10 protein-coding genes are annotated in these 12,543 nt (G+C 69.0%); 4 read left to right on the forward strand and 6 right to left on the reverse strand.

Annotated features, from left to right (window positions below):
• Window positions 1-2: 2 nt before the first annotated feature.
• From ACFYOU_RS09910 to ACFYOU_RS09920, 3 genes are all read left to right on the forward strand, one after another.
• Entirely contained in the window at window positions 3-1,811 is a 1,809-nt protein-coding gene (locus tag ACFYOU_RS09910) for a DNA polymerase (RefSeq protein WP_391304571.1), read from the forward strand.
• A gap of 209 nt (window positions 1,812-2,020) precedes the next feature.
• Entirely contained in the window at window positions 2,021-2,293 is a 273-nt protein-coding gene (locus ACFYOU_RS09915) for a hypothetical protein (protein WP_391304573.1), read from the forward strand.
• A 239-nt stretch (window positions 2,294-2,532) separates the two neighbouring features.
• Window positions 2,533-4,662 carry a recombinase family protein gene (locus ACFYOU_RS09920; protein WP_391304575.1) on the forward strand — a complete coding sequence of 710 codons (2,130 nt, stop codon included), beginning with the start codon at window positions 2,533-2,535 and terminating at the stop codon, window positions 4,660-4,662.
• On the opposite strand, the gene ACFYOU_RS09925 is transcribed toward ACFYOU_RS09920, so the two are convergent.
• From ACFYOU_RS09925 to lipB, 4 genes are all read right to left on the reverse strand, one after another.
• The gene (locus tag ACFYOU_RS09925) at window positions 4,547-5,245 is read right to left on the reverse strand and encodes a DUF4191 family protein (protein WP_391304576.1); all 699 of its coding nucleotides are present in this window, start codon (window positions 5,243-5,245) and stop codon (window positions 4,547-4,549) included. The two genes, ACFYOU_RS09920 and ACFYOU_RS09925, sit on opposite strands and share 116 nt — an antisense overlap.
• A 91-nt stretch (window positions 5,246-5,336) precedes the next feature.
• Window positions 5,337-5,534 (reverse strand): hypothetical protein, encoded by a 198-nt coding sequence (locus ACFYOU_RS09930; RefSeq protein ID WP_389767090.1) that lies wholly within the window; start codon window positions 5,532-5,534, stop codon window positions 5,337-5,339.
• 439 nt (window positions 5,535-5,973) lie between these two features.
• A complete protein-coding gene (gene lipA / locus ACFYOU_RS09935) occupies window positions 5,974-6,939 on the reverse strand; it encodes a lipoyl synthase (protein WP_387000274.1) in 966 nt (321 codons plus the stop codon).
• A gap of 178 nt (window positions 6,940-7,117) precedes the next feature.
• A complete protein-coding gene (gene lipB, locus ACFYOU_RS09940; protein ID WP_391304579.1) occupies window positions 7,118-7,948 on the reverse strand; it encodes a lipoyl(octanoyl) transferase LipB in 831 nt (276 codons plus the stop codon).
• Window positions 7,949-8,173: 225 nt separating this feature from the next.
• On the opposite strand from lipB, the gene ACFYOU_RS09945 reads away from it, so the two are divergent.
• Complete coding sequence (locus tag ACFYOU_RS09945) at window positions 8,174-9,709, forward strand: regulator (RefSeq protein ID WP_391304582.1); 1,536 nt, start codon at window positions 8,174-8,176, stop codon at window positions 9,707-9,709.
• Window positions 9,710-10,064: 355 nt separating this feature from the next.
• Here the strand turns inward: ACFYOU_RS09945 and ACFYOU_RS09950 are convergent, their stop codons facing one another.
• Together ACFYOU_RS09950 and ACFYOU_RS09955 are read right to left on the reverse strand one after the other, a co-directional pair.
• The gene (locus ACFYOU_RS09950; protein WP_391304583.1) at window positions 10,065-11,405 is read right to left on the reverse strand and encodes an FAD-dependent oxidoreductase; all 1,341 of its coding nucleotides are present in this window, start codon (window positions 11,403-11,405) and stop codon (window positions 10,065-10,067) included.
• A 206-nt stretch (window positions 11,406-11,611) separates the two neighbouring features.
• Window positions 11,612-12,511, reverse strand: a complete 900-nt coding sequence (locus tag ACFYOU_RS09955) for a TIGR01777 family oxidoreductase (RefSeq protein WP_391304584.1) — start codon at window positions 12,509-12,511, stop codon at window positions 11,612-11,614.
• Window positions 12,512-12,543 lie beyond the last annotated feature (32 nt).

The raw sequence follows: 12,543 nt of genomic DNA on the forward strand, positions 1-12,543 counted from the left end.
GATTGAAACGACTCGTATACCGGCTGAAAGGACAGCCGATCTCGATCCACGTGGTCGAGTCTGAGAGGGATCTACCAGCGTTCGAGGAGTTCGTTTCCCGGCACCGCACCCTCGGGTTCGATACGGAGACGACTGGGCTGGACTGGTGGGCTAGTTCCTTCAGGTGTCGGCTGGCCCAGTTCGGTACGGGATCGGAAGCATGGGTGATCCCCGTGGAGCTGGGCCCGGCATACGCTGACGCCGCGAGACGGGCCCTCAGACGCCTTGAGTGGTTGGTGGCCCACAACGGCACCTTTGACCTTCACGTGGTCGAGCAGGCCATTGGCATCCCTATGGAGGAACTTTCCCCAAAGGTATGGGATACCCGGCTTCTAGCACACCTCGTTGACCCGCGGGCCGTAAAGGAAAGGGGTCCCGGGCTCAAGCTGGAAGAGCTGACCAGGTTCTACATCTGCGAGACAGCCGCAGATGAGGTCAAGGGCTCAATGACCCTCATAGCCAAGAAGTACAAGACCACGAAGGAGAAGATTTGGCAGCTCGTTGAGCTGTTCGACCCTGACTATCTGCTGTACGCAGGAATGGACCCGGCCCTTGCTTACCGCCTCTTCCAGATCCTCTATCGCCTCGTCCCTCAACGCTCGAAGGCGCGCGGCCTCGTGGGTTGGGAGCATCGTCTAGCCCACGTTACGGCGAAGTTGGAGCGCACTGGGTATCTGATAGACGTTGAGTACGCCGAAATGCGCTGCGGCGAGTTGCTTGAAGAACAGAATAGATGGGAGGCTGTAGCTAAGTCGTTTGGAGTGGAGAACCCAAACTCCAGCGCTCAGCTGATCGAGGTCTTTGGTGCGCTCGGAGTCAAGCTCATCAAGAGGACAAAGCCGAGTAAGAGTCATCCGCGCGGTCAGTTGGCGATGGATGACGCCGTTCTATCCGGGCTCAAACACCCGCTTGCTGACGCGGTAATTAAGTCGCGCAAGGCGGGAAAATGGCGTAAGACCTGGTTTGAGAAGGCACTCAATGGGCGAGGTCCCGATAATCGGGTGCACGCGAGTATCAATTCACTTCAGGCTAGAACGTCAAGGATGGCGACATCTGGGAGCATTCCGGCACTGACATTTCCTTCTGGAGATGGCTACGTGCGAAATGCCTTCCTGGCCGACGAGGGCCACGTCAGCTGCTCCATCGACTTCGGGAACATGGAATTGCGCTACCTTGCGGCGTTCTCCCGAGATCGGACCATGCTGAGAGCCTTCCTCAGCGGGCAGGATCTTCATCAGATCACGGCGGACGCGGCCGGCGTCCCCCGCAAGGTCGGCAAGATGGCCAACTTCCTGACCGTCTTCGGGGGCGGGTGGGCCGCCCTCATGGAACAAGCGGAGATTGATGAGGAAACTGCCCGGGCAGTTTTGGGCGCGTTCGCCTCCACCTACCCAGGTGTGGGGGCCTTCGGCCGGAAACTAGCAGACGAGGCCAAGAGAACGGGATTTGTATGGACGGCTACCGGGCGACGCCTTCCGGTTGACCCCGGGAAGTGGTTTCGGGCTTTGAACTACTTCATCCAGGGCGGTAGTCGAGACGTGACAGCTCGGGCCCTGTTGAATCTCGACGCTGCGGGATTCAGTCCGTACATGCGGCTGCCCATTCATGACGAGATCGTTTTCTCTTTCCCGGAGAGGGAAGCGGTCGAGTTGTCTAAAGAAGCAGTGCGGATCATGGAGTTCGAGGTTCGAGGGCTCCTCATCCCGGCAGAGGCCGAGATCGGCGGACGTTCCTGGGGGAGCGTCCTAGAACTCGAAGCGAGCAAGCATTGAGGGGGGGATTTGGTGGGAGTGCTAGTCGGATTTCTTTCGCAGAAGTGGCGAGCACAATCGGATGACTTGCTAGGGGGCTGGTGTATCACGCCGGCCGCAGACCCAAGAACGCCCGCAGAGGGTGCCGTCCGAGTAAACAGCTTCCTCGGTGAGGATCTGGCGCAACACATAGTTGAGCTGCATAACGAGTGGCTAGAGGAAGGGCAGGCGTGAGCGACGTCGAAGGTGAGTCGAACGACGAGTCATTTGAGGATCTGATATCCGGCATAGAGAGCGAGATGAACGCTCGTCGGCTGCATAAGCAAGGCGCTTTCGCGATCACGGCTGCACGCATCTCAGGCACGGTGCTCAGTGAGGCGGTGACGAGCGGGGTCCCGTACGACCTGGCCAAGGAGATGGCCGCCGACACCTGGAACACCGTCATGGGGTTCTCAGCGGGGGAGCCCGCGGAGTCCTCTGAAGGTGAGGCCCGTGAGGAGTGAAGGCGGGGAGGAGGCCGAAGACCTCGGGCGGCAACTCGCGGCCCGAGCCGCAGAGCCAAGGTCCGTGACCTGGATCGCGACGGAGGATGCCAGGTCGGTTGCGGCCCACCGCCGCATCCTCGAACTGCTGTTCTCCCCGTTTGTGAGGGGGTGGCGTATGATCCCCTGAACCACATGAGTGGACCCCGGGAGCGTTTTGCAGGCCCTCCCGGGGTCCGGCCAGTCACGGAGGGACTGACATGGGTAAGTCTGTCATATCTGCCATCGCTGTCGCAGCCAGGGGTGGGGATGCTCCCCGCCTGCGGGCGGTCGACTATCTTCGCGTTTCGACGGAAGAGCAGACAAAGGGCTACGGCATCGCCTACACGGGGAAGAGGACCGCCGCCCACATCGCGCGCAAGGGTTGGGATCACGTAGACACCTTCGTCGATGATGGTGAGTCGGGCACGCTGCCTTGGGAACTGCGCCCCGGCGCTACTCGGATCATGGAGTTGGCAGTCAAGGAGCCGAGGCCATTCGATCTGGTGTGTGTGTACGAGACGCGGGCCATTGGGCGAAAGAACCGGGTTTTCTGGGAATGGGTCTGGCGTCTTCAGGACCTCGGGATCTTCGTGGCGATTGTCGATGAAGACATTGACAATACGACTGAAGAGGGCGAGTCGCGTATGCGCGACAAGGCCAACGAGGCTTTCAAAGAGCTGACCAAGATCCGACAGCGCACACAGGGTGGAATCCAGGAGAAGGCGGAGGCCGGCGGATTTCCTGGCGGGCAGGCCCGGTACGGCTACCGCATCGCTAACAGGGGAGTCAAGGGTGAGCAGCGACTTGTGCTTGACATCTGCGATGGCGGGGAAATGTGTACCCGCACTGACCCTTGCGAAGCCATCCACGAAGCCGAAGTGCTTCGCTTCGCTCGTCGCGTCGCGATCCGAGTGCAAAAGAACTGGGAAGCGGTTGCCTTGTATCTGAACGCGGAGGGGTTCTTCACCCGCTCAGGTACACCGTGGACCGGACCTAACATCCGTGGGCGCCTCACGGACGAGAATCTTCTGAACGCTCGGTTCGTCTTCCGCGACGAGAAGAACGGCGCCCAGATCGGCCCGGATGGTACCCCTGTGTGGGGCGAGTCGATCACCATGGATTTGCCGCCCGTGTTCACGTCGGAGGAAGTGGCCGAGTTTCGGGCTACCAAGCCGGCTCGCTCCTACACGTACCCTGCGCACACTCGGGTCTACCCGATGTCTGGGGCGCTGATCAGTCCGTGTGGGAGGCACTACGTAGGTTCCACCCCAGTGAAGAGCGAGAGCTCACACTACGTGTGCAGCGGCAAGCAGGCGGAGTATGCAGGTGCTGCGGGGTGCTCCTGCTCGCAAGTCTGGGCGGAAGGCGTTGAGGAGTGGGTGTGGGGCAGCGTCTGTGCGTTGCTGGGCAACCGTGATCGCCTGTTGGCCCTGGCTGACGAATGGGTCGGTACAGTCGCCCCGCAACAGGTCGACTACTCCACTCGCCTCGCGTCTCTAGATCAGAAAATCGCTGAGCAGTACGACACCATCGACCTCATGACGGGAGTCACTGCGAGGCAGGTAACCCGTCAGGGCCTCACGGGGAAGGCCGCTGAGCGTGCTGTGGAGAGGAAGCTTGAGTCCTTCTACAGGGAGCTTGAGCAGCTACAGGGTGAGCGGGCCGACATCGAACTTTGGCAGTCGGAGGCTCAGGAAGCTGATCAGCGAGCGAAGGATCTTCACGCCCTCGCCCAGTCTGCGCGTGGGCGCTTGGGGAAGTTCACCAAGGATCAGCAAGCAGAGTGGCTTGGCTTGCTCGACATCAAGGTGAAGGTGTTGGAGAACCCACCCGCTATGCGGCGCGGGCTGGCCTGCCCGATAGCGGATTGGTTCCGAGAGCACGATCGGTGGGTTCCGACCCTGTCTGAGGAAACCTGGCAACGGATCGTTGAAGCGGAGGGCTTCCTCCACGGCGGGCTTGTGCCCCGCCAAGCGGGCGGGGTAGCCCCGAGAGCCGTTCTAGAGGCGTTCCTGAAGAAGGCGCTGACCGGGGCGTCCTGGCCCGCCCTGGAGGCTGAGATCGGTTCTAAGGGCCTGATAGGCCATTGGAGGCGCTGGGTCAAGCAAGGCCGCTGGGAGCGCGTCATGGAGGCTATGAAGCATAGTGACGGAGCGCCTGCGGCGCCCCGTCACCAGCTTCCCAAGATGGAGTTGACCGGCAAGGTGCGGCCGGGGGTCATCCTTGCCGCAACTAGCGACCGCGAGGCGGGCGACCAGGAATGCCACGCCCGGGCATCGGCCCCTTCGGCAGGGGCATGTTGCTCATCAGGTCACCCAGCGCACGCAGCCGGTCGTTGGTCGCGGTGACCTGCGGGCCGGTGAGCACCCGCGGGTACTTCAGCATCGTCGTGCGGACCTTCTTCAGCGGGACCTGCTCCTCGCCGGTGCCCACGATCAGGTCGTGCACGGGAACGTCCGCGACGATGCGGGCCATCTTCTTCTTCTCCGCGGCCAGCAGGGTCTTCACCCGGTTCGGGTTGCCCTCGGCCACCAGCACGATGCCCGCCTTGCCGACGGCGCGGTGCACGACGTCCTGGCTGCGGTTCATCGCGACGGCGGGCGTGGTGGTCCAACCGCGGCCGATGTTGTCGAGGACGGCCGCGGCGGCGCCGGGCTGGCCCTCCATCTGGCCGAACGCGGCCCGTTCGGCACGGCGCCCGAAGACGATCGCCGTCGCGAGGAACGCGAGCAGCAGTCCGAGGATGCCCAAGTAGATGGGATGCCCGATCCAGAAACCGAACGCGAGGAAGACACCGAGGGTGCCGATTCCGACCGCCGCGAGCACGAGACCGATCTTGGAGTCGGCCCTGCGGGTCATCTTGTACGTGAGGGCGATCTGCTTGAGACGCCCGGTGTTCGCAGCGTTCGCTGCGGGTTCCTTCCTCGCCATGCTGTGAGTCTACGTGCCCCGCGGGCCGGCCACGACGTCCGGGCGCCCCGTGATTGCGGTGGTGTGCGCGGGGGCGGCGCTCCCGCGCGGTTCAGGAGGTGCGGGCGGGGCCCGGGGACCGCTCCATCGCGCGCTGCGCCTCGGTCCGGTCCTCGGCCCGACGGCGGTCCTCCAGGACGGACGTCCACGCGTTGCGGCGGGCGGTGCGCTGGCCGCGGCCGATGAGGAGCGTTTCGACGGCGCGCAGGGCACCGGTGATCGACGGGAGCGTGGCGGGCGCGGTCTGCATGGTGGTACCCCTCGGAGCGCGGCGGGTGGTGTGGGCCCGGCAGTCGCGCGGCGGTGGGGCGCCTCACGGCTGTGCGGCGCCGGTCCGCCCGCCGGAGCCGTACGGGAGTACGGCTCGTACGACGTCGTACGCGGAGGGGACCGGTGTCACTTGAAACCAGAGTCTGTGATGGGTGTTACCAGTGCGTGACCTGCTGGTCAAACGCACATGAAGCCCCGGGGCGGTGGGCCGGGGTGCCGGTCGCACCCCGGGGCGTGCCGTCAGCTGCGGGGATCCGCCTCGGCGGCCCTACCGGCCGGTAGGAAGCTGTGCGGAGACTCACACGCCGTCAGTGGCGGTGAGCCCCGCGCGGGCCCGGGACCGGGCGGCCCCGGAGCGGGTCGAGCCGGGCGCCCGCCCCGGGGAGCGGGCGCCGGCGCGGAACCCGCGCGGGAGTGCGTCAGACCGCCTGGACCGCGATGTACGCGCCCCGCTTCTCCACCGCCATCTGGTACAGCCGGCCGGCCCGGTACGAGGAGCGGACCAGCGGACCGGACATCACGCCGGAGTAGCCGATCTGCTCGGCCTCCTCCTTCAGCTCCACGAACTCCTGCGGCTTCACCCAGCGCTCGACGGGGTGGTGCCGCACGGTCGGCCGCAGGTACTGCGTGATGGTGATCAGCTCGCAGCCGGCCTCGTGCAGCTCGCGCAGGGCCTCGCTGATCTCCTCACGGGTCTCGCCCATGCCGAGGATGAGGTTGGACTTGGTGACGAGCCCGGCGGCGCGCGCCTCCGTGATGACCTTCAGGGACCGCTCGTAGCGGAAGCCCGGGCGGATGCGCTTGAAGATCCGGGGCACCGTCTCGACGTTGTGGGCCAGGACCTCGGGCCGGGACGAGAAGACCTCGGCGAGCGCGTCCGGCTCGGCGTTGAAGTCGGGGATCAGCAGCTCGACCTTGGTGCGGCCGTCGGCGCGCTCCGCGGTCATGCCGTGGATCTGCCGGACGGTCTCGGCGTACAGCCAGGCCCCGCCGTCGTCGAGGTCGTCCCGGGCGACGCCGGTGATCGTGGCGTAGTTCAGGTCCATCGTGACGACGGACTCGGCGACGCGGCGCGGCTCGTCACGGTCGAGCGCCTGCGGCTTGCCGGTGTCGATGTTGCAGAAGTCGCAACGCCGGGTGCACTGGTCACCGCCGATGAGGAAGGTCGCCTCGCGGTCCTCCCAGCACTCGTAGATGTTGGGACAACCCGCTTCCTGGCACACCGTGTGCAGGCCCTCGCTTTTGACGAGGTTCTGCATCTTCGTGTACTCGGGACCCATCTTCGCCCGGGTCTTGATCCACTCGGGCTTGCGCTCGATGGGGGTCTGGCTGTTGCGGACCTCCAGGCGCAGCATCTTGCGTCCGTCGGGTGCGACTGCGGACACATCGGCTCCCTGTGCATTCGATTCTTGGGCGTCCACCAGAGTACGCCCGAAAGGTGTAAGGCCCCCGCGCTGGTGCCAACCTCGGACCGTAGGGGAGCATTCCCCGTTCGGGTGAGTGTGTGTAATTGGCACCCAGTGCCGCGCGGTCCTGGTGTAAGGGCCGGTGTCGGGGTCGGTGTCAGGCGGTGGTCGGGGTGGCGACGGTCCGGGCGGCACCGTCGGTCGCGGGGACCTCACGGGGCAGCGGGGTCGCGTTCTCCAGCACGTCCGCGAGGTGTCGCTCCACCAGCGGCAGGACGTCGGGGACGGTCAGCTCACGGCCCAGTTCCCCCGCGAGCGAGGCGACCCCCGCGTCCCGGATGCCGCACGGCACGATCCGGTCGAACCAGGTGTTGTCGGGGTTCACGTTGAGCGAGAAGCCGTGCATGGTGACGCCCTTGGCCACCCGGATGCCGATCGCGGCGATCTTGCGGTCCTCGCGACGCTGACCCGCGTTCGACGGGGCGTACTCGGGGCCGTTCAACCGCGCGTCGAACTCGTCGTCGGTGATCCGCGGGTCGAAGTCCAGGGAGAGCCCGCCGAGCGAAGGGCGCTGGTCGACCGGGTCGCCGAGCACCCACACGCCGCTGCGGCCCTCGATCCGCGTGGTCTCCAGACCGAGCTCGGAGCAGACCCGGATCAGGGCCTCCTCCAGCCTGCGGACGTGCGCCACCACGTCCACCGGGCGCGGCAGCTTCATGATCGGATAGCCGACCAGCTGGCCGGGGCCGTGCCAGGTGATCTTCCCGCCCCGGTCCACGTCGATCACCGGCGTCCCGTCGAGGGGCCGCTCCCGGTCCTCGGTACGCCGTCCGGCGGTGTAGACCGGCGGGTGTTCCAGGAGCAGGCAGGTGTCGGGGACCTCGTCGGCGAACCGGGCCGCGTGCACCCGCCGCTGCTCGTCCCAGGCCACCTGGTACTCCACCGCGTCCGCGCCGAATCCCAGCCGGACGAACCGCAGCTCACTCACGGCACGTGCCTCCCTAGAGCCTTCCGGAGCAGATGTCCACCTCTCCACCCCCGCCACTCTACGACCCGTCGCGCAGCGTCAGCCGTCGGGCCGATCCTCACACGATCGGATGAATGCGGGGCGAAGGCGGCGTTGCGGGTGACTTCTACCGCTACATTCGCGCCGTTCACAAGGCCATAAGGGCCGCTCAAGGTGTGGCCCGAAAGGCAGGAGACCGCACATCTGATGACGGAACGACCTCCGCAGCGCACCCCCAACCGCCAGCTAGCCGCCCTCATCGCGGAGGCAGGATTCTCCAATGCGGGGCTTGCCCGCAGGGTCGACCAGCTCGGTCTGGAGCACGGGCTCGACCTGCGGTACGACAAGACGTCCGTGACGCGCTGGTTGCGCGGACAGCAGCCGCGCGGCACCACCCCCGCCCTCATCGCCGAGGTGTTCACCCGGCGCCTCGGGCGCAGACTCACCGCCCAGGACCTGGGCCTCGACGCGTGCGCGCCGGTGTACGCCGGGCTGGAGTTCGCCGCCGGCCCGGAAGAGGCGGTGGACATCGTCAGCGGGCTGTGGCGCAAGGACTCCGGCAGCCACGCCGAACTGCGCAAGATCGCCTTCACCCCCGCCGGGCTCGTCGTCCCCAGCCGCGACTGGCTGATCGGCCGCGCCGACGACAAGGTCAGCCGCGGCGACGACCGCTCCCGGGTGGACGAGCGCGCGGCCGTCGCGGCGGGTCGGCCCGGGCCTCCCGGCGACCGCCCGGGCCGCAGCGAGCCCGCACCCGCGCCCGGCGCCGGCGTGCGCATCCCCGCACAGGGCCGCGGTGCGGTGCCCCAGCAGAGACAGCGCGGTACGGAACGCGGCCCCGGCCACCGGGTCACCGGCGGTGACATCGCGGCCCTGCGTTCCGTCGCCGAACTGTTCCGCACCCTCGACAACGCGTACGGGGGCGGGCACGCCCGGCAGGCCCTGGTGCGCTACCTGGAGCACGAGGCCGAGCCGATGCTGCGCGGCGTCTACGGCGAGCAGACCGGACGGCGACTGTTCGGCGCGGCGGCCGAGCTGACCCGGCTCGCCGGCTGGACCTCGTACGACATCGGGGCGCACGGGCTCGCCCAGCGGTACTTCGTGCAGGCGCTGCGGCTCTCCCAGGCGGCCGGCGACCGGGCGTACGGTTCGTACATCCTGGTCACCATGAGTCGCCAGGCCGTCTACCTCGGCCACGGTCGGGAGGCGGTGCAGTTGGCCCGGGTCGCCCAACAGGGCATCGGCTCCTCCGCCCCGCACGTCGTCCAGGCGCTGCTGCACGCCGCGGAGGCGCGGGGGCACGGGGTGCTCGGTGAGGTGCGGGCCTGTACGGCGTCCCTGGTCCGGGCCGAACGGGCGCTGGACGCGGCCCGGCCCGGGGACGAGCCCCCGCACTGGGCCCGGTTCTTCGACGAGGCCCAACTCGCCGACGAGTTCGGCCACTGTTACCGGGACCTCCAGCAGTACCGGGCCGCCGCGCAGCACGCGGAACGGTCCTTGCAGTTGCGGGCGCACGGGTACGCGCGCAGTCGGCTGTTCTGCCGGGTCGTGCTGGCCTGTGCGCGGCTCGGGCTCGGGGAGCTGGACCAGGCGTGCGCGTTGGGCGCGGAGGCTGCGCAGCAGGCTGCGGACATGCGGTCCGTGCGGGCGCTGGAGTACGTGCGGGACTTCGAGCGGCGGTTGGAGCCGTATCGGGAGACGGTCCAGGCCCGTGCGTATCGCGACAAGGTCGCGTTGATCTAACGGTCCGATGCTCCGAGCGGGTGCGCTGTCGTTTTGCGCAGTTCCCCGCGCCCCTTGATCGGGTGCGTCCACCTCCGGGTGCGCTGTCCCGTGCGGGTGCGTTGTTGTTTTGCGCAGTTCCCCGCGCCCCTGTCGGGCGCTGCCCGAACGCCCCGAAAGGGGCGCGGGGAACGGCGCGGGTGACTACGGCGCACCCGCACGGGACAGCGCAGGCCAGCCAGGCCGCACCCGAAGGGGGCGCGGGGAACGGCGCGGGTGACGACCGCGTACCCGCGCAGGACAGCGCACCCGGAGCTGGGCGTTCCGAAGGGGGCGCGGGGAACGGCGCGGGTGACCTCTACGCACCCGCACGGGACTACGCCGCGAACCGCTCCGAGGATCGCCCCAACTCGGGCGCGAGATCCGCGAGAACGGCCCGCGCGGCCCGCCAACCGGACTGAATGGCCCCGGCGAACGTACTCGTCTCGCGGTGGTCACCGCACACGTACAGCCCGGCCAGCACCCGAACCGGCCGCCGCAGATCGTGCGGCGCCGGCATCGCGGGCACCGCGTCCCGCACGTACCGCACGGAGAGCAGTTCCCAACGGGCCGTCCCCGTGCCGTACAACTGCGCCAGGTGCGCGCGAACCGTCCGGTCGGGGTCGGCCGGCGGCGGGCCGAGCACCGTCGACGCGACGAGGGACCGGCCGGCCGGCGCCCGGCTCGGATCGACCTGGCTGACGACCGCCGTGTGGGCCACCGGCCCGCGCCGTTCCGTGTCGAGCACGAGCGCGGGCTCCTCCAACGGCGGCTCGTCGACCGCGTGGTGCACGACGGTGACCCCGTGGAAGTCCGGCACCCGCAGCCCCGGCAGCAGCCCGGCGGCCGACCGGGCGTCCGTGGCGAGGAGCACCGCCCGGCAGCGGAGTTCGCCGTGGTCCTCGGTGACCACCCGGTTGGTCGACACGGACCGGACCCGCACCCCGGTACGGAGCGTCCCCGGCGGCAGCCCGGCCGCGAGGAGGTCCGGGAGGGCGGCGGTACCGCCCTCGGGCAGGCACAGCCGGCCCCGGGCGAAGGCGTGCAACGCCAGGTCCGCGCACCGGCTGGACGTCGTGAGCTGCGGGTCGCAGAGCAGCGCCGACAGCAGTGGGCGCAGGAAGCCCTCGACCGTGCGCGCGGGCACCCCCCGGGCCAGCAGCGCGTCGGCGGCGGGCAGTTCGGGGCGGGCCAACAGCCGCTCCCGGGGGGTGTCGGCGAGCCGGCCCAGCGCGGCGGCGAGACGCGCCTGGTCCAGTGGGCTCCCGACCGCGCCCGCCGTCCGGGGCACCCACCCCGTACGCGGCATCCGAGGGGCGCTTGCCAGGGCGCGTGCAGCGCGTAACGCGCCCCGTGCGCGCCGGATGCTGCGGGCCTCCCCGACCCGGTGGAAGCGCCCCTCGCCCCGTACCAACACCCCGGGCGAGAACGGGCGCAGGACCAGCCCCTCCAGCCCCGGAGCGCGCCGCAGTTCGGGGTGGGCGGTGGACAGGGGCTGCCCCATCCGGTCGAGGAGGAAGCCGTCGACCTCCTCGGTCGACATCCGGCCGCCCGGCCGGTCGGCGGCCTCCAGGACCACGGTGGGGATCCCCGCCCTGGTGAGTCGTCGGGCCGCCGAGAGTCCGGCGACTCCGGCGCCCACGATGACGATGTCCGTGTGACGTGCGGGCTCAGACACGTGCTCCTCCCCGAGGTTGCGCGGCCGCGGGGGTGACACCCTCGACGCGGCTCCGTGAGTACTCGAGTTCCGGTCGAGCGTAGGAGCGCGGGCCGCACTTGGCAGGGCGCGCGCCACCGTGGCACGGACGCACACCGGTCGCACGGCCGTGCCGAGGGGGGACGGCCCCCACCCGCCGTGCGCGGGCCCCGCCCCGTACGCCCCCGTCAGCGCAGGGCGGCCCGCAGGCTCTCGTCGATCCCGGGGTACGCGAAGGCGAACCCGGATTCCAGCAGCTTCCCCGGCACCGCCCGGGTACTCGTCAGCACGTCCGAGGCCATCTCCCCGAGCAGCAGTCGCACCGCGGGCGCCGGGGCCACGAACACCGCGGGGCGGTGCAGCACCCGTCCCATCGCGGCGGTGACCTCACGGTTCGTCAGCGGTCGGGGAGCCGTCAGGTTCACCGGCCCGGACAGCCCCTCGGTGTCCAGCAGATGGCGCAGCGCGGCCACCTCGTCGTGCAGCGAGATGAAGCTCCAGTAGTGCCGACCGTCTCCGAGTCGCCCCCCGAGCCCCGCCTTGAACAGGGGGAACAGCTTCTGCCAGGCGCCTCCGTGGCGGGCCACGACCAGTCCCGTCCGGGCGTACACCGTCCGCACCCCGGCCTCTTCGGCGGGCGCCGCGGCCTCCTCCCACTCCACCGCCAGCGACGACAGGAACCCGCTCCCGGGGGGTGCCCCCTCGTCCACCGTCCGGCCGCCGGTGTCCCCGTAGAAGCCGACCGCGCTGCCGTTCACGAACACCCGCGGCGGCACGTCGAGCGCGGCGACGGCCTCGGCCAGGGTCGCCGTGCCCAGCACCCGGCTGTCCCGGATCTCCTTCTTGTAGGCGGGGGTCCAGCGGTGGGCCGCCACCCCCGCCCCCGCGAGGTTCACCACGGCGTCGCAGTCCGCGAGGCCGGGCGCGTCGATCCGCTGGCGCACCGGGTCCCAACGGACCTCGTCCGGTCCCTGCGGCGGCCGGCGCACCAGCCGCACCACCCGGTGGCCGTCGGCGGTCAGCGAAGCTACGAGCGCGGAACCGACGAGCCCGGAGGCTCCGGCCACCGCGATGCGGGAAGGCTGCATGGTTCCATCCTGCCGAAGAACGGGGCGCACCC

This window comes from Streptomyces sp. NPDC005955 (assembly GCF_042871255.1).
Taxonomy (GTDB): domain Bacteria; phylum Actinomycetota; class Actinomycetes; order Streptomycetales; family Streptomycetaceae; genus Streptomyces.